Genomic DNA, 18374 nt, shown 5'->3' on the forward strand with positions numbered 1-18374 from the left:
CTTTGCAACTCAGCCCGCCTTGCTGTTGGGATTAACTATACCCTTTCCTTTGCCCGGAACAATGCAGCCGGAACACCGGTCAAATCGCTCACGCTTTGAACACGAAAATAAACCCCTTTACATTCAATAGCTTGTTAAAACACCAATCCAAAAACCATATATCAAAAGCGCCTTTTCCGTGCGTGCCTTGAGAGATCGCTTACAAGGATGAGGGGGGAATAGGGAATAGGGGGGGGAATGGGGAATGGAGAATGGGGAATGGAGAATGGAGAATGGCAAAAAAATGCCGGGCAAGCCCGGCATGGTCATATGGCAAGAAATTCGCTTCAGCCCATCATTTTCGCCTTGAGCACGGCGAAATCGGCGGGAATGGTCTCGGACAGGGATTCCATGGCGCCGTGCTTGGCCAGCGGGCCCGGCAGTTCAATATCCTGCTCGAGAATGCGGTCCACGCTTTCCTTGAACTTGGCCGGATGGGCGGTGCACAGAAAAATACCCACCTCGTCCTTGCCCCGCTCCTTGTTGAGCAGATCCCAGGCGATGGCGCCGTGGGGCTCGCACAGGTAGCCCTTGGCAAACAGCCGCTTGAGGGCGTCCTGGGTTTGCTCATCGTTAAGGGCGCCGGAGGCGATATCGGAAAGACTCCAGCCCTTGACCCGGCACAGCTCTTCCACCCGCGGCCAGTTGTTGGGACGGCTCACGTCCATGGCGTTGGACAGGGTGGCCACGGTGGCGTGGGGATCCCAGTCACCGCTTTCCAGGTAACGGGGCACGGTATCGTTGGCATTGGTGGCGGCCACAAAGCGCTTCACCGGCAGGCCGATGGCCTTGGCAATCAGGCCGGCAGTCAGGTTGCCGAAGTTGCCGGACGGCACGGAAATCACCGCCTTGCTGCGCTGCTCGGCGGGCAGCTCGGCCACGGCTTCAAAGTAGTAGCACACCTGGGCCAGCAGCCGGCTGATGTTGATGGAGTTGGCGGAGTTCAGACCCACCGCGGCCTTCAGCTCTTCGTCGTCAAAGGCGTTCTTGACCAGGGCCTGACAGGCATCAAAGTCGTCCTGTACCGCAAAGGTACGGATATTGCCCCCAAGAGTGGTGAACAGCTTTTCCTGCAGCGGGCTGATTTTGCCTTCCGGATACAGGATAACCACTTCGATATTGGGCAGACCGTAGAAAGCGTGAGCCACGGCGGCGCCGGTGTCGCCGGAGGTGGCGGTCAGAATGGTGATCTTGCCGTCGCTGCTCAGGGTGGCCAGGCACTGGGCCATAAAGCGGCCGCCAAAGTCCTTGAACGCCAGGGTCGGGCCGTGGAACAGCTCCAGGGCGTAGGTGTGCTCGTCCACCTTCACCAGCGGCGCCGGAAAGGTAAAGGCGTGCTCCACCATGGCGGTAAGGGTGTCTTTGGGAATTTCATCACCGATCAGGTGCTGCAGAATGGCCACGGAGCGCGGCACCAGCGGCAGCTCCAGCAGGGCGTCCACGTTGGCCAGCGGGCTCAGGTTTTCCGGAAAAAACAGGCCCTGGCCACGGCCCAGGCCCTGCTTGACGGCGCCGGCAAAATTGATGGTCTCTGCGTTATCCTTGATGTTGTACAACTTCATAGCTTGGTTCCTGTGACTCGCGCGCCTTCGGCGTCGAGTTTGCAAATATGGCAAAAGCCATCCTGATTCTGAATAAAGTGGTCGGCCAACCAGGCCTGGAGCTTTTCCGCCTGATGCAGATCCTTCATCACCGTAAACACGGTGGGGCCGCTGCCGGAAATACCGGTGGCCAGGGCGCCCATGGCGGCGGCATGCTCGCGCACTTCCTTGAAGCCGGGGATCAGCTGGGAGCGGTAGGGCTCGGCGATCACGTCCTTGAGCATGGCGGCGGCCACCCTTTCCTGACCGGTGTGACTAGCATGCACAAAGCCCGCCAGCCGGCGGCCGTATTCCAGGCAGTCCTGACGGCGGTACTGGGCCGGCAGAATTTCCCGGGCGGCGGAAGTGGACACGGCAATGCCCGGGTAGCATACCACCCAGTACCATTCATCAAAGGACGGCAGGGTCTGGCTGACCACACCGGCTTCATCCAGCACCAGCTGCATGCCCCCCAGGTGGCAGGGGGCCACGTTGTCGTAATGCACCGAGCCGGAGATCTGCCCTTCCAGCTCGCCCATCAGCAGCATCAGCTCATGCTCGCTCATGGCGTTGTCGTAAAAGGCGTTCAGGGCCACGAAGGCGGCCACTATGCTGGTGGCGCTGGATCCCAGCCCTGAGCCCACCGGCAGGTTCTTTTCCAGGGTCATGGTCAGCGGCTTGCGCGCCAGCCCCTTTTTGTCCAGCGCCTTTTCATAGGCCAGCCAGCAATCGTATACGATGTTCTGGGTGTAGTCGGCCGGCAGCTTGTGGGCATAGGGGCCGGCGTTGGTGAGATGAAACTCGCCGCTGGCGTCTTCTACCAGCACGCGATCTCCCAGCAGGGAGCCATCGAGGGGGGCCAGCGCGGCCCCCAGTACATCAAATCCAACACTGACGTTGGCGGTAGAGGCCGGCGCATAGGCTACAACACTCATTTAAATCTCCTGCTTCCAGTTATGGGTGCGCAACAGGTCGGCAAAGACGCCGGCGGCGGTTACATCGGCACCGGCACCGTAGCCACGCAGCACCAGCGGAATGGGCTGGTAATACTGGGTATAAAACGCCAGGGCGTTTTCGCCGTCCTTGACCTTGAACAGGGGATCATCGCCGTCCACGGCCTTGATCGCAACCTTGCATTTGCCATTTTCGATAACACCCACATAACGCAGCACTTGGCCCTCGCCCGCCTCGGCGGCTTTCTCGGCAAACCAGGCGTCTGCCTGCGGCAGCCGGGCCATAAAGGACTCAATGTCGCCGCTGGCGTCAAAACCCGGCGGCAGCGCCTGCTCCACCTCGATATCGTCGAGGCCGAGCTCCATGCCCGCTTCCCGGGCCAGGATCAGCAGCTTGCGGGCCACGTCCATGCCGTTCAGGTCGTCCCGCGGATCCGGCTCGGTAAAGCCGTTTTCCCGGGCGATGCGGGTGGCCTCGGCAAAGCTCATGCCTTCGTCCAGCTTGCCGAAGATGTAGGACAGGGAGCCGGACAGAATGCCGCCAAAGGCCTTGAGCTTGTCGCCGGCACGAATGAGGTTCTGCAGGTTTTCGATCACCGGCAAACCGGCGCCCACGTTGGTTTCATACAGGAACTTGCGACGGGTTGAGCGGGCCGAACGGCGCAGCTCACGGTAGTAATCCAGGCTTGAGGTGTTGGCCTTCTTGTTGGGAGTGACCACGTGAAAGCCGGCGGCAAGAAAGTCGGCGTACTGATCGGCAATCACCTCGCTGGTGGTGCAGTCCACCAGTACGGGGTTGATCAGGTGACTGTCTTCCACCAGGCGGGTGACCCGCTCCAGGCTGAAGCTTTCCTGGGCCTGCTCCAGACGATCACGCCAGTCGCCCAGATTGATGCCGTTCTTGTCCAGCAACATCTTGCGGGAGTTGGCGATGCCCACTACCCGAATGCCGATATCCTGGGCTTCCAGCACCGGCTGCTGACGGCGGATCTGTTCAAGCAGGGCGCCGCCCACACCGCCACAGCCCACCAGGAACACATCGATAAACTGCCGGCTGGAGAAGAAGTTCTGGTGACAGGCCTTGATCGCTTCGGTCACCTTTTCCTTGCGGATCACCGCCGAGATGGAGCGTTCGCTGGAGCCCTGAGCAATGGCCACGATATTTATGGATGCTTCCGCCAGGGAGTTGAAGAAGCGGGCAGACACCCCCCGGGCGGTGCGCATGCGATCCCCCACCAGAGAGATAATGGCCAGATCGTCGATCAGATCCAGCGGCTCCAGCAGGTTGTTCTTGAACTCCAGGGCAAATTCATTGGCGATGGCCTTTTGTACCTTTTGCTTGTCAAAGGTGTGAATACAGAAGCTGACGCTGTATTCCGACGAGCTTTGGGTGATCAGCACTATGCTGGCACCGGCGCGGGAGATGCAGGAGAACAGCCGGCCGGCCATGCCCACCATGCCCTTCATGCCGGGACCGGAGATGTTGATCATGGTCATGCCGGCCAGATCGGAAATGCCCTTCACCTGCAGATCGTCGTCGCTGCACTCGGGGCCAATCAGCGAGCCTTCGCCCTGAGGGTTACCGGTGTTCTTGATAAGGCAGGGAATATGGAACTGGGCGATGGGGGCGATGGTTTTGGGGTGCAGCACCTTGGCGCCGAAATAGGACAGCTCCATGGCTTCCTTGTAGGACAGCTGGCGCAGCAGCTTGGCATCGGGCACCAGGCGCGGGTCGCAGTTGTACACACCGTCCACGTCGGTCCAGATCTCGCAGCACTCGGCGCCCACACAGGCGGCCAGCACGGCGGCGGAGTAGTCGGAGCCGTTGCGGCCGAGAATAACGGTTTCACCCTGCTCGTTGCCAGCGGTAAAACCGGGCATCAGATAAACGCAGTCGTCACGCAGGCCCTTGTCGGCAAAACGCTGGCGGGACACTTCGATATTGACCTGGGCTTCCAGCACACTGCCCTCGCCCAGCAGCATTTCCTGGGGGGAAATCACTTCCACCTGCTCGCCCCGGGCCCGCAGCAGCTCGGCCATGGTGGCAATGGACAGGGCCTCCCCCCGGCTGAGAATACGGGCCTGAATGTTGTCGGGACACTGTTGCAGCAGGCTGACGCCCTGCAACAGCCGGGTCAGCTGGTTCAGCTCCCGCTCCACCACTACCTTGAGCCCGGCGTCATCCAGACCGGCATATTTGCCCTTGAGTCCGTCGATAATGCCGTGAAAAATCTGTTCGATTTCCTTCAGCACCGGCGCCGCTTCCAGACCGCGAATGGTCTGCTCCACCACCGCCACCAGATGATTGGTAACCCGGGCCGGGGCCGACAGCACCAGCGCCACCTGGGACTGGCGCTGGTTGTTGACCACGATATCGGCCACGGTGTCGAACCGCTCGTTATTGGCCAGCGATGTACCGCCAAATTTCAGGACTCGCATTTATTACTCCCTGTGTAAAACTGAAAAAGCCCGTATCTGGTTGGGACACGGGCTTTTCGATTCAAATTCTGTTTGTCGTCAGCGCATCAGCCCGCCCCGGTGCCACCCATGGTGGTGCCGGTAATAATAATGGTGGTGGTGCGGGTAAACTGCAGCATGACGTAAAACCTGTAACAACGATTGGCATAGCAATAACCCGGGGCCGGTGGCTTGTCAACTTCACTCCCGGGATTTGAGGGCCCGCTCAAGGTCCTTGCAGAGCAGGTGCAGCAGGTTCAGATCCCGCTGCGCCAGCACAGGCAACTTGTCCTTTACCCATTCAGCCAGTTTTTCCTGCTGTGAAACCCCAATTGAATCCAGTAATTGTTCTGTTTTTTGCTGTAACACGCGAAGCTGAGCGTTTTCTTGCTGAACGTCGTTTTTTTGTTCACCTTCGGGCGCCAGCCCCTGACTGAATTCCCAGGCATAGAGCATGATCGCCTGGCCCAGATTGAGGGACGGATAGCCCACCTTGAGCGGCAGATAGCTGATGATATCGGCCTGGGCCAGATGCTCGTTGCTCAGCCCCGACTCCTCGCAGCCAAACAGCACCGCCACCCGCTGTACCGCCTTGTTGTTGACCTGGGCAATGGCTTCCTTGGGGGTGGCATAGTGCTGGTAGCGGCCACGCCGGCGGGCAGTGGTGGCGATCACCAGATCCATGTCGGCCAGCCCCTCGGCCAGAGTGGAGAAATGCTCGGCCTGCGCCAGTATCTCCTGGGCGCCGTGGGCCACCCACTGGGCCTGCTCCTGCTCGTGCACCCGGCTGTTGATCACCCGCATGCGCTCAAAGCCCATGGTTTTCATGGCACGGGCCGCGGCGCCGACATTTTCCGGACGGGCCGGTGACTCCAGTATGAAATACAGCTGCACGGACATTACTCGTCTTCCTCAAAATACCAGTAGCCCTGATTCACCAGCGGCAGCAGGCAGTCCAGCAGGTTGCGCGGGTCTTTCAGGCAGGCCACTTCCGGGCCGCAGATACGGTTTTGATCACACAGCAGGGCGATGGCGTCGGCATCGGCTTCTGCCAGCTGGTAGCGATCACCGTCCAGGTAAAACACGTCTGCGCTGCCTTCATGGTAGAAACAGCGCACACCGCCCAGGCGGTAGAGGTGGTCACCGTGATCCAGCCGCAGCACCAGCTCTTCCAGGCTGTACACCGGCTCGGCGGGTTCCAGATCCAGGTCATGCTTGGCTTCCGAGATCATTTCGCCAAACCAGTCGTTAAGGCGGGCGTCGTCGTCCAGCAGCTCGTGCATCAGGGCTTTCACCTGGGTCATCACACTGTGATCGAGACGGCCATGGGCGCTGGCGGCGCTCATGCCGGCATCGTCAAAACGCCGGGTAGTATCCACATGGGCCAGCAGGTGATCGGCAAAGCTGGAGAACAGGTCCTTGGCGTCGGGAGCGCGAAAGCCGATGGAATAGTTCAGCGCCGGGGTTTCGGCATACCCCTCGTGAGGGCAGCCGGGGGGAATGTAAATCATGTCGCCGGGCTGCAATACTTCATCGATCACCGCCTCAAAGTCGTCGCAGTGGCGCAGGGCGCCGTGGGCGGCGAATTCGCGCAGGCTCTGACGCTCCCCTACCCGCCAGCGACGGCTGCCGGCGCCCTGAAGAATAAAGACACCATACTGATCAATATGGGGGCCCACACCGCCCCCCGGAGTGGAAAAGCTCACCATGACGTCGTCAAAGCGCCAGCCGGGAATAAAGCGGAACAGCTCGGCCAGATCCTGCACCCCGGGGTGCCACTGGTTGACCGCCTGCACCAGCAGGGTCCAGTCGCGTTCGCCCAGGTGATCGTATGACTCGAACGGCCCGGTTTCCGCCTGCCAGCGGTCCTGCTCGCGCCATACCCGGCGGGATTCGATATGGGGTTCAAGGGCCAGACCGGCCAGCTCGTCGGGGCTCAGGGGATCGTCAAAGTCCGGCAGGGCGGCCTTGAACAGACGCGGCCGGCGCTGCCAGTCGTGGGCCAGAAAATGGTCGATATCCAGTTTAAGAGGGCTGTGCATGAAAAACTCGCAACGGGGGCAATAATGCTTCAAGAATAGCGGCTTATTATGCCCGCGGTGCGGGCATAATCATAGGTATAAGCTATCTCGCACCTTTCGCTCAGAGCGAGTCAAAGGCCGGGTGGTAGGTCACCAGGCCGGTGGGGGCCGGCGGCTTCAGCGCCAGCGCCATAAAGGCGTCGCCGGCATCGGGATAAGGGCAGGTCAGCCCTATTTCCCGCGCCGGGCGAAAGCCAAAGCGCCGGTAATAGGCCGGGTTGCCCAGCACCACTATGCCGGCCCAGTCAAAGTCGCTGGCGGCCTGAATGGCTTCGCGGATCATTTCCGAGCCCACGCCCTGGTTCTGGCAGTCGGGCCACACACTCACCGGCGCCAGTCCCAGCCAGCCGATGTCTTCGCCGTTGATCAGCACCGGACTCATGGCCAGGTGACCAATCACCGCCCCTTCGTATTCCGCCACCTGGCTGACGCTGATGGCCCCCTGCTCACGCAGGGCCAGTACCAGATCGGCCTCATCGGGGCGGCCAAAGGCCGCGTATACCACCTCGTCGATATCGTCGCCGTCACCGGGACGCTCGGTTCTGCAGATCAGCATGCTTGCCTCCCGGCTCGCGTTGGCAACTCAGGGGGCCAGGCGGGAAATGGTCCAGCCGTCATTCTCGCGTTGGTACATAAAGCGATCGTGCAGCCGGTTGGCGCCGCCCTGCCAGAACTCCACCGACTCGAACTTCACGCGGAAACCACCCCAGAAGCTGGGTAAGGGCACCTCACCGCTGGCGAACTTCTGCTTCATTTCCAGAAACTTGGCTTCAAGCAGGCCCCGGGCTGAAATACGTGACGACTGTTTTGATACCCAGGCGCCAATCTGGCTGTCCTTGGGACGGCTGGAAAAATACTTCATCACCTCGGTGGCGGAAAGTTTTTCGACCCGGCCGGTGACATGCACCTGACGCTCCAGCGGGTGCCAGGGAAACAGCAGGCTGATGCGGGGATTATGATTGAGATGCGCGGCCTTGCGGCTGCCCATGTTGGTGTAAAAGACAAAGCCCTGCTCATCCACCTGCTTGAGCAGCACAATGCGCTGATAAGGCTGTCCCTGCTCGTCGACCGTGGCCACCACCATGGCGGTGGGATCGGGCAGCCCAGCGGCAATGGCCTGCTGCATCCAGGTTTCAAACAAGGCAAGGGGGGTGTCGGGCAGGTCGTTACGGCGCAGGCCGCCCTGCAGATATTCCCGTCGGTAATCCGCCAGCTCCATGTGTGTTGTTTCCGTCGGCTGAAAGTGGCTTCATTGTGCAAAGCCGGCCCTGGCTTGGCAAGTGTTGTTGTTGAGACGTGAAGAGGAAGACGTAAGGAATGAGGGGTAAAGAGTGAGGAGTTAAAACAAAAAAGCCGGAGAAGATTCTCCGGCTTTTGCGTTAACCGAGTGGCTTATTCGGCGCTGTCGGTCTTGGTTTCTTCGGCAACAGCGGCCTCGGCGGCGGGCGCTTCGGCTTCTTCCGGCTTGTTGGCTTCCTTGATGGACAGGCGGATACGGCCCTGACGGTCCACTTCCAGCACCTTGACCTTGACGGTATCACCCACTTTCAGGTGATCGGATACATTCTTCACCCGCTCTTCGGTGATCTGGGAGATGTGCACCAGACCGTCCTTGCCGGGCAGAATGTTGACGAAAGCACCAAAGTCGGCCAGACGCACCACCTGACCTTCGTAGATGGTGCCGCTTTCCACTTCTGCGGTCAGCTGCTCGATACGACGAATGGCGGCCTTGGCGGCTTCACCGTCCACGGCGGCGATTTTCACGGTGCCGTCGTCATCCAGCTCGATGGTGGTGCCGGTTTCTTCGGTCAGGGCACGAATGGTGGCGCCACCCTTGCCGATCACGTCACGGATCTTCTCGGGGTTGATCTTGATGGTGTGAATGCGCGGGGCAAAGTCGGAAATATCGGCACGGGGCGCCTGCAGGGCCTCGTCCATCACCTTCAGAATATGCAGGCGGGCGTTGCGGGCCTGTTTCAGGGCCACTTCCATGATCTCTTTGGTGATGCCTTCGATCTTGATGTCCATCTGCAGGGCGGTCACACCCTCGTTGGTACCGGCTACCTTGAAGTCCATGTCGCCCAGGTGATCTTCGTCACCCAGAATGTCGGACAGCACCACAAAGCCTTCTTCTTCCTTCACCAGACCCATGGCGATACCGGCCACGGACGCCTTGATGGGCACACCGGCGTCCATCAGGGCCAGGGAGGTGCCACACACGGAGGCCATGGAAGAAGAGCCGTTGGATTCGGTGATCTCGGATACCACACGCACGGTATAGGGGAATTCTTCCGCGCTCGGCATGACAGCAGCCACGCCGCGCTTGGCCAGACGGCCGTGACCGATTTCCCGGCGCTTGGGGCTGCCGACCATGCCGGTCTCACCCACGCAGTAGGGAGGGAAGTTGTAGTGCAGCATAAAGCGGTTGGCACGCTCGCCGGTGAGCTCGTCAATCAGCTGGGCGTCACGCTCGGTGCCCAGGGTCGCGGCCACCAGCGCCTGGGTCTCGCCCCGGGTAAACAGGGAAGAGCCGTGGGCACGGGGCAGCAGGCCGGTGGCCACGTTCAGGGCGCGGATCATGTCGGGCTCACGGCCGTCGATGCGGGGCTCACCGCGGACCACACGGCCACGCACGATGGTTTTTTCCAGCTTGCCCAGCAGCTCCTGAATTTCCTTGATTTCCGCTTCCGGGGACTGCTCCAGCACGGCGGCCTGAACCCGGGCCTTGATATCGGAAATGGCATCGCGGCGGGCGGTCTTGTCGGTGATGCGGTAGGCTTCGCCCAGCTCGGCGGAAGCCAGCTCGGCCACCTTGGCCTTGAGGGCTTCGTTTTCGGTCTTGGGCTGCCAGTCCCAGGGCTGAGTGCCCACTTCGGCGGCCAGCTCGTTGATGGCGGTAATGGCGGCCTGCATCTGCTCGTGGCCGTACATCACGGCGCCCAGCATCACGTCTTCGGGCAGCACGGAGGCTTCGGATTCCACCATCAGTACGGCACCGGCGGTACCGGCCACCACCAGATCCAGCTGGCTTTCCTTCAGCTCGGTGATGCTGGGGTTCAGTACATATTCACCGTTCATGTAACCCACACGGGCGGCACCGATGGGGCCGGCAAAGGGAATGCCGGAAATGGCCAGGGCCGCAGAGGTGCCCAGCATGGAGATGATGTCCGGGGCGATTTCCGGGTTGGCGGACATCACAGTGGCAATGACCTGAACTTCGTTTTTGAATCCTTCGGGAAACAGCGGACGAATGGGGCGGTCGATCAGACGCGCGGTCAGTGTTTCGCCTTCGGTAGGACGGCCTTCACGCTTGAAGAAGCTGCCGGGAATACGACCGGCGGCGTAGGCCCGCTCCTGGTAGTTCACGGTCAGCGGAAAGAAGTCGCGGCTTTCGTCGGCTTCGCGCTTGCCAACCACACTCACCAGCACGGACGTATCGTCGATGCTGGCCATCACGGCGGCGGTGGCCTGGCGGGCAATCACGCCGGTTTCAAGGGTGACGGTATGCTGACCGTACTGGAAGGTCTTTACGATAGGATTCACGTGGTAGATTCCTTTAACTGTTTGATTCTTTAATACGCCGGCACAGTATACTTGATTCCTGTTTAAAGGACAGAATGGCGGGAATAAAAGCGTGAGGGGTGAGGGGTGAGGTAAAATAAAGGCCCCTTCCCCCTCACCCCTCCCCATTAAAAACAGGCAAGAAAAAAGGGAGCCGAGGCTCCCTTTTTAACAAGGCTTTGGAGTCGATTAACGACGCAGGCCCAGCTTTTCGATCAGGGCACGGTAGCGCTCTACGTCTTTGCGCTTCAGGTAGTCCAGCAGGTTACGACGCTGGGATACCATGCGCAGCAGGCCGCGGCGGCTGTGGTGATCGTGGATGTGCTGCTTGAAGTGGCCCTGCAGGTGGTTGATCTGGGCGCTCAGCAGAGCTACCTGCACTTCGGGAGAGCCGGTGTCGCCTTCGCCACGGGCGAATTCGGCAACGATCTGGGCTTTGGTTTCAGCATTTAGTGACATTGTGTCTACTCCAAATAACATGAATGAATTCCAGCCGATCACTAATTCAGCCGGAAGGAAGCACGGCATTCTACCAGCAACGCCGCACTTGGCAACCTGAAATGCGTGCTAATTAACGCACCAGACGGCGCGGCGCCACCTTGCCGTCGTCGTCGATTTCACCGACGCCGACAAAACGGCGGTCTTCGCCTACCGTCATGCGCACAAAGCCTTCAAGGGGCGCGCCCGACACCTGCACCGCCTGGCCGTGCAGCAGGTAACCCGCCACCAGCTCGGACAGGTTCACCTCGGGCAGGCTCTGCACCGCCGTGTCCATGGGCAGCAGCAGCGGATCCAGCTCCAGCCGGGGCGAGATATCATTGGCCTTGCAGTTGTCGAGAATGCACTGCAGCTGCTCCAGGGTCAGCATGCGATCCGCCGGGTAACCGGCCACCGCCAGCCGGCGCAGCACGGTGACGTGGGCGCCGCAACCCAGGCGCTCGCCCAGATCGTCCACTATAGTGCGAATGTAGGTGCCCTTGCTGCAGTGCACTTCCAGCTCCACCTCGTCTCCTTCAAAGCGAATGAGCTTGAGCTCAAACACCGTGATGGGCCGAGCTTCCCGGGGCACTTCAATGCCTTCCCGGGCGTACTGGTACAGGGGCTTGCCCTGGTACTTGAGCGCCGAGTACATGGACGGAATCTGCTCAATGTCGCCGCGGAAATGATCCAGGGCTTCAATCAGCTCGCCGGCAGACACGTTCACCGGGCGGGTTTCCACCACTTCGCCGTCGGCGTCGCTGGTGTCGGTACGCTCACCCAGTTTAGCCACCACCCGGTAGCGCTTGTCGGCGTCGAGCAGGAACTGGGAAAACTTGGTGGCTTCACCCAGGCAGATCGGCAGCATGCCGGTGGCCAGCGGATCCAATGCCCCGGTGTGGCCGGCCTTGGCGGCGGCGTAGATGCGCTTGACCTGCTGCAGAGCATCGTTGGAAGTGATGCCCGCCGGCTTGTCGAGCAACAGAATGCCGTCTACCTCACGGCCGCGAAAACGTCGCTGACGGCCCATCTCAGTCCTGCTCCTTCTCGTCTTCGTCGTCGCGGCCGGTGCTGCGGCGCTTGTCTTCGGCCACTGTGCTCGACACCAGGGTGGAAATGCGCATGCCTTCCACCAGGCTCTGATCGTAGGAGAAACGTAGCTCCGGGGTGACCCGCAGGCGCATGGCCTTGGCCACCAGGCTGCGAATGTAACCGCTGGCTTCCTTCAGTACTTCCATGCCCTGCTCTACCCGCTCGGCATCGTTGTCGAGAAAGGTCACAAACACCTTGGCGTAGTTGAGGTCCCGGGACACTTCCACTCCGGAAACGGTGACCATGCCCAGACGGTCGTCTTTGATTTCCCGCTGCAGGATAACGGCAATCTCTTTTTGCAGTTCCTGCGCTACCCGGCGGGTACGGCTGAATTCTCTGGCCATTGCTTTTTTCCAAGACAAAGGGGGCCCAGTGGCCCCCGTTGATTACTGTGTTCAGACGTGGTTAACGGCCACCTTACAGGGTGCGCTGTACTTCCACAATCTGATATACCTCGATCTGGTCGCCCACGCGCACGTCATTGTAGTTCTTCACGCCGATGCCGCATTCCATGCCGTTACGCACTTCCTGAACGTCATCCTTGAAGCGACGCAGGGACTCCAGCTCGCCTTCGTAAATCACCACGTTGTCGCGCAGTACGCGAATCGGGTTGCTGCGCTTGACCACACCTTCGGTGACCATACAGCCGGCGATGGCGCCGAACTTGGGCGAACGGAACACGTCACGCACCTGAGCCAGACCGATGATCTCCTGCTTGAACTCGGGCGCCAGCATGCCGGTCATGGCCTGCTTCACTTCGTCCAGCAGCTCATAGATCACACTGTAGTAGCGCAGGTCGATGTCTTCCGCCTCGATCATCTTGCGGGCAGAGGCGTCGGCACGCACGTTGAAGCCCAGAATGATGGCGTTGGACGCGGCTGCCAGGCTGGCGTCGGTCTCGGTGATACCACCCACGCCGGAGCCCACGATCTTCACCTTCACTTCGTCGGTGGACAGCTTCATCAGCGAGTCGGAGATCGCCTCGATGGAGCCCTGTACGTCCGCCTTCAGCACCAGGTTGACCTCGGCCACTTCGCCTTCGCTCATGTTGGCGAACATGTTTTCCAGCTTGGCCTTCTGCTGGCGGGCCAGCTTGACTTCGCGGAACTTGCCCTGACGGTACAGCGCCACTTCCCGGGCCTTCTTCTCGTCCCGTACCACTGTGGCTTCGTCACCGGCAGTGGGTACACCGGACAGACCCAGGATCTCCACCGGAATGGACGGACCGGCGGATTTCACTTCGCGGCCCAGCTCGTCCTTCATGGCGCGTACCCGGCCGTATTCCAGGCCGCACAGCACGATGTCACCCTGATTGAGGGTACCGTCCTGTACCAGCACGGTGGCCACGGGGCCACGGCCCTTGTCGAGGCGGGACTCGATCACCACGCCGGAGGCCATGGCGTCGTAGACCGCACTCAGCTCCAGTACTTCGGCCTGCAGCAGAATGGCTTCCAGCAACTCGTCGATACCGGTACCGGCCTTGGCGGAGATATGAACGAAGATGTTCTCGCCGCCCCAGTCTTCCGACATCACGCCGTGCTGAGCCAGTTCGCTCTTGACCCGATCCGGATCCGCTTCCGGCTTGTCCATCTTGTTCACGGCCACGATCAGCGGTACTTCCGCCGCCTTGGCGTGCTGAATGGCTTCAATGGTCTGGGGCATCACACCGTCATCGGCGGCCACCACCAGTACCACGATATCGGTGGCCTTGGCACCACGGGCCCGCATGGAGGTAAAGGCCGCGTGTCCCGGAGTATCCAGGAAGGTGATCATGCCATTGTCGGTTTCTACGTGATAGGCACCGATATGCTGGGTAATGCCACCAGCTTCACCTGAGGCCACCTTGGTACGACGAATGTAGTCCAGGGTGGAGGTCTTGCCGTGGTCAACGTGACCCATGATGGTCACTACCGGTGCGCGAGACTTGCGCTCGGCGTCAGTGTCACGATCGGACAGTACCCGCTCTTCCAGCTCGTTTTCACGACGCAGCACCACCTTGTGGCCCATTTCCTCGGCCACCAGCTGGGCGGTTTCCTGGTCGATCACCTGGTTGATGGTCACCATGGCGCCCATCTTCATCATCGCCTTGATGACTTCGGTGCCCTTGACCGCCATGCGGTTGGCCAGCTCGGCCACGCTGATGGTCTCGCCGATTTCCACTTCGCGGCTCACCGGCTGGGCCGGCTTCTGGAAGCCGTGCTTCATGGACTTGGGCGTCATCACCTTGGCGCGCTTGCCCTTGCGCTGACGCTCGTTGCGGCTTTCGCGGTCTTCACGATCTTCCTTCGACTTGCCACCCTTGCGCTTCTTGCCACCGGTGCGACGGGCTTTCTGCTCCTCGCTCTGATCGGCTTCGTCTTCCGCAGCCCGGGCGTGCTGGTTGGTCGTGACGTGATAGTCGGCGTCTTCCGGCTTTTTGGCCGCTTCTTCGGCCCAGCGCTTCTCGTTTTCTTCCGCCAGCCGGCGCACTTCTTCCGCCTTTTTCTGGGCTTCCAGCTCGGCTTTGCGCAGAGCTTCCTCTTCGCGCTGTTTCTTCAGGTTTTCTGCTTCGCGCTTGGCCATGTCATCCGCCTTTTTCTGCTCTTTGCTTTGAGGCTTGGCAGCCCCCTGCTCGGTGTTTTTCTGAGCCTGCAGCTGAGCCTGACGGGCTTGTTCTTCCGCTTCACGCTTGGCTTTTTCTTCCGCTTCGCGCTTGGCTTGCTCTTCCGCTTCACGCTTGGCTTGTTCGGCTGCTTCTCGTTGGGCCCGTTCTTCGGCCTCGCGACGCGCCTGCTCTTCAGCTTCCTGGCGCGCCTTTTCTTCCGCTTCACGCTGCTGTTCTTCCAGCGTGTCGCGTCTTACGTAGGTGCGCTTTTTGCGCACCTCTACCTGCACCGCCTTGTTCTTGCCGCCGGCGCCCTGAACACTCAGGGTGCTGATGGTTTTGCGCTGCAGGGTCATCCGTTTGGGTTCTTTATCGTCATTGGCGCCATGCTGCTTTTTCAGATGAGCAAGCAGGGCGGCCTTTTCAGTTTCAGAAACGGTGTCGTTGCCGGATTTCTCCATGCCCGCTTCACGAAACTGCTGGATCAGACGATCAACCGGCGTGTCGATGTCACTGGCAAGTTGCGTCAATGATACTTCTGCCATTCATTTACCTCCGATGATCTTATTCCTGGTTCTGCTCTCCGAACCAGCAGATGTTACGGGCAGCCATGATGAGTTCACCCGCCTGGGCTTCATCAAGACCTTCAATGCCTTCCAGGTCGTCGATGCCCTGCTCTGCCAGCTCTTCCAGATCCGCAACACCGCGGGCGGCCAGCTGATAGGCCAGCTCGCGGGTCATTCCGGGCAGCCCCAGCAGATCTTCTGCCGGCTCTACCCCTTCAAAAGACTCTTCCTGGGCCAGTGCCCTGGTGGTCAGGGCATCCTTGGCCCGGTTACGCAGCTCTTCGACGGTTTCCTCGTCCAGCCCTTCCACGCTCAGCAGCTCGCTGACCGGTACATAGGCGATTTCTTCCAGGGTGGAGAAGCCTTCGCCCATCAGCAGAGCGGCAAAGTCGTCGTCTATGTCCAGATTGTCCACAAACAGGCTGATAATCTTGTCGTTTTCAGCCTGATGCTTCTGCTGCAGATCTTCCACCGTCATCACGTTCAGCTCCCAGCCGGTGAGCTGGGAAGCCAGACGCACGTTCTGACCGTTACGGCCGATGGCCTGGGCCAGATTGCCCGCTTCCACGGCAATGTCCATGGCGTGGGCGTCTTCGTCCACGATAATGGAGGCGACATCGGCCGGGGCCATGGCGTTGATCACAAACTGGGCGGGGTTGTCGTCCCACAGCACGATATCCACCCGCTCGCCACCGAGCTCGCCGGATACCGCCTGCACCCGGGCGCCACGCATGCCCACACAGGCGCCGATGGGATCGATGCGGCGGTCATTGGTCTTGACCGCAATCTTGGCGCGGCTGCCCGGATCCCGGGCGGCGGCCATGATTTCGATGATTTCTTCACCGATTTCCGGCACTTCAATGCGGAACAGCTCTTTCAGAAACTCCGGATTGGAGCGGCTGACAAACAGCTGGGCGCCACGGGCTTCGGGGCGCACCGCATAGAGCAGACCACGCACCCGGTCACCGGAGCGGAACGACTCGCGGGGCAGCAGATCTTCACGGAAGATCACCGCTTCGGCGTTGTTGCCCAGATCCAGAATGACGTTGTCGCGGGTGGCCTTTTTCACCACACCGGTAATGATCTCGCCTTCCTGATCCTGGAACTGCTCCACCACCTGCATGCGCTCGGCTTCGCGCACCTTCTGCACGATCACCTGTTTGGCGGTCTGGGTGGTGATGCGATCAAAGACGACAGATTCAATCTGATCTTCCACATAACCACCCACCTCAATTTCCGGGTCGTCGATCTGCGCCGCTTCCAGGGTAATTTCCCGGTAAGGGTTGGTCAGGACTTCCTGATTTTCCACCACCTGCCAGCGGCGGAAAGTATCGAAGTCGCCGCTCTTGCGGTCGATAGCAACCCGCACGTCGATGTCGCCTTCGTATTTTTTCTTGGTGGCCGTGGCCAGCGCGGTTTCCAGCGCCTCAAAAATTTTTTCGCGAGGCACCGCCTTTTCGTTGGAAACGGCGTCTACAACCAGCAATATTTCTTTATTCATGTCCGATGGCCTCGTCAGTCAAAGTTCGGAACCAGATTTGCTTTTTGAATGTTGGCGTAGGCCACGGGAAATTCCTGGCCATTCACCTCCAGGCGAACCATGGTGTCGTCGGCAGACACCACAATGCCCTTGAGTTTGCGGCGATTGTTCACGGCCATGCGCAGCGCCAGCTCCGCTTCCTGGCCGATAATGGCCTGGTAATGGGCCGGTTTGAACAGAGGTCGTGCGAGCCCCGGGGATGAGACTTCCAGATCATACTCAGTGGAAATGGGATCTTCCACATCCAACACGGCACTGACCTGCCGGCTGACTTCGGCGCAATCGTTCACATCGATGCCGTTTGCATGATCGATATACAGTCGCAGGGTTGAGTGACGGCCGGCACGAACGAACTCCAGCCCCAGCAGTTCAAAGCCCAATGCCGCTACCGGCTCGCTGAGCATCTCGGTCAATCGTTGTTCCAATGTAGCCAAAGCTACCCCCTTCAAAAACAAAAAAAGGGCTCGCAGCCCAGTTTAAATACGCACTGGCTACGCCAATGCAAAAGTCCAGATAACAAAAAGCCCCGATATTCAAATCGGGGCTATTCACCAGGACCCTGATTGTCGCCTCGCAGCGACCATTCATCGTGAGCAGACGATGAACGTGAAATTGGTTGCGGGGGCCGGATTTGAACCGACGACCTTCGGGTTATGAGCCCGACGAGCTACCAGGCTGCTCCACCCCGCGTCCGAAATCGTGCGAGATTATAGCCAAATCGAGCATTTTTCTCAACTTGTCTATAAATTGGTGCCGAGAGCGGGACTTGAACCCGCACGCCCATACGGGCACTACCCCCTCAAGATAGCGTGTCTACCAATTCCACCACCTCGGCAAAACTTTAATTGGGTACGTCGCTGCCGTTGGTCACCGGCACGTCACCCTGAACAGGAGCTTCAACCACTTCGGGAGCCGAAAGGTCTTCCCACTCGCTGCTCTGCTTGGTGCTGTGGGTAGAGAGGTTACCCAGCACCAGGCTCACTACAAAGAATCCAGCCGCCAACAGTGTGGTCGTTTTGGTCAGGAAATTCCCTGAACCGCTGGATCCAAATACCGTATTGGATGCACCCGCTCCGAAGGAGGCGCCCATATCTGCGCCCTTTCCTTGCTGTATCAGCACCAGGCCAATCAGGGCCAGCGCAATAAGCAGGTACACCACCAAAAGAATCTCGTACATTTTGCTACCTTTGGTTGGCGCTTGCTTCCCGTGGCGGTCTGCCTTGGGAGCGGGGCTAATACTAACGACACCCCCTGCGGGTTACAAGCGTAATTTAAAAAAAACCGTCTGAATGCATAAAAAGACGGCAAAGCGATGATTCAACAACCGTTTTCTTAGCTTTAAGCCGTAAGCTGTCAGCTGTAAGCCACCCGGTGTTGTGTTTGAGTACATACTGGCAACTGAATATCTTAATACTTCGGGCAACTTATAGCTTCCAGCTTCGAG

15 protein-coding genes and 2 tRNA genes are annotated in these 18374 nt (G+C 59.9%); all 17 read right to left on the reverse strand.

Going from position 1 to position 18374, the window contains the following annotated elements; translation table 11 throughout:
• Positions 1-326 precede the first annotated feature (326 nt).
• Positions 327-1601, reverse strand: coding sequence for a threonine synthase (gene thrC / locus DA373_RS01140; RefSeq protein ID WP_107850515.1), 1275 nt, complete (start codon positions 1599-1601; stop codon positions 327-329).
• On the reverse strand, positions 1598-2554 hold the full coding sequence (gene thrB / locus DA373_RS01145) for a homoserine kinase (RefSeq protein WP_107850516.1): 957 nt from the start codon (positions 2552-2554) through the stop codon (positions 1598-1600). The genes thrC and thrB overlap by 4 nt, the downstream gene beginning before the upstream one ends.
• Entirely contained in the window at positions 2555-5011 is a 2457-nt protein-coding gene (gene thrA / locus DA373_RS01150; protein ID WP_107850517.1) for a bifunctional aspartate kinase/homoserine dehydrogenase I, read from the reverse strand. It abuts the gene before it with no gap.
• Between the two features lie 219 nt (positions 5012-5230).
• Entirely contained in the window at positions 5231-5923 is a 693-nt protein-coding gene (locus tag DA373_RS01155; protein ID WP_198650200.1) for a tRNA/rRNA methyltransferase, read from the reverse strand.
• Positions 5924-5928: 5 nt separating this feature from the next.
• Entirely contained in the window at positions 5929-7071 is a 1143-nt protein-coding gene (locus DA373_RS01160) for a ribosomal protein uL16 3-hydroxylase (protein ID WP_107850519.1), read from the reverse strand.
• Between the two features lie 100 nt (positions 7072-7171).
• Entirely contained in the window at positions 7172-7666 is a 495-nt protein-coding gene (locus DA373_RS01165) for a GNAT family N-acetyltransferase (protein WP_107850520.1), read from the reverse strand.
• 27 nt (positions 7667-7693) lie between these two features.
• Complete coding sequence (gene pdxH / locus DA373_RS01170) at positions 7694-8329, reverse strand: pyridoxamine 5'-phosphate oxidase (RefSeq protein WP_107850521.1); 636 nt, start codon at positions 8327-8329, stop codon at positions 7694-7696.
• A 173-nt stretch (positions 8330-8502) separates the two neighbouring features.
• Positions 8503-10653: a polyribonucleotide nucleotidyltransferase gene (gene pnp / locus DA373_RS01175; protein ID WP_107850522.1), complete on the reverse strand. Its 2151-nt coding sequence runs from the start codon at positions 10651-10653 to the stop codon at positions 8503-8505.
• Between the two features lie 207 nt (positions 10654-10860).
• On the reverse strand, positions 10861-11130 hold the full coding sequence (gene rpsO / locus DA373_RS01180; protein ID WP_094200563.1) for a 30S ribosomal protein S15: 270 nt from the start codon (positions 11128-11130) through the stop codon (positions 10861-10863).
• 112 nt (positions 11131-11242) lie between these two features.
• Positions 11243-12178, reverse strand: a complete 936-nt coding sequence (truB, locus tag DA373_RS01185) for a tRNA pseudouridine(55) synthase TruB (protein ID WP_107850523.1) — start codon at positions 12176-12178, stop codon at positions 11243-11245.
• 1 nt (position 12179) lies between these two features.
• Positions 12180-12584, reverse strand: coding sequence for a 30S ribosome-binding factor RbfA (rbfA, locus tag DA373_RS01190; protein ID WP_107850524.1), 405 nt, complete (start codon positions 12582-12584; stop codon positions 12180-12182).
• 73 nt (positions 12585-12657) lie between these two features.
• Complete coding sequence (infB, locus tag DA373_RS01195) at positions 12658-15369, reverse strand: translation initiation factor IF-2 (RefSeq protein ID WP_107850525.1); 2712 nt, start codon at positions 15367-15369, stop codon at positions 12658-12660.
• A gap of 19 nt (positions 15370-15388) precedes the next feature.
• On the reverse strand, positions 15389-16891 hold the full coding sequence (gene nusA, locus DA373_RS01200; protein WP_107850526.1) for a transcription termination factor NusA: 1503 nt from the start codon (positions 16889-16891) through the stop codon (positions 15389-15391).
• A gap of 14 nt (positions 16892-16905) precedes the next feature.
• The gene (gene rimP / locus DA373_RS01205; RefSeq protein ID WP_107850527.1) at positions 16906-17364 is read right to left on the reverse strand and encodes a ribosome maturation factor RimP; all 459 of its coding nucleotides are present in this window, start codon (positions 17362-17364) and stop codon (positions 16906-16908) included.
• Positions 17365-17543: 179 nt separating this feature from the next.
• Positions 17544-17620 (reverse strand) — tRNA-Met (locus DA373_RS01210).
• 58 nt (positions 17621-17678) lie between these two features.
• A tRNA-Leu gene (locus DA373_RS01215) sits at positions 17679-17765 on the reverse strand.
• 6 nt (positions 17766-17771) lie between these two features.
• Entirely contained in the window at positions 17772-18107 is a 336-nt protein-coding gene (gene secG, locus DA373_RS01220; protein WP_107850528.1) for a preprotein translocase subunit SecG, read from the reverse strand.
• Positions 18108-18374 lie beyond the last annotated feature (267 nt).

The sequence above is a fragment of the Oceanimonas marisflavi genome, from assembly GCF_003049725.1.
GTDB lineage: Bacteria > Pseudomonadota > Gammaproteobacteria > Enterobacterales > Aeromonadaceae > Oceanimonas > Oceanimonas marisflavi.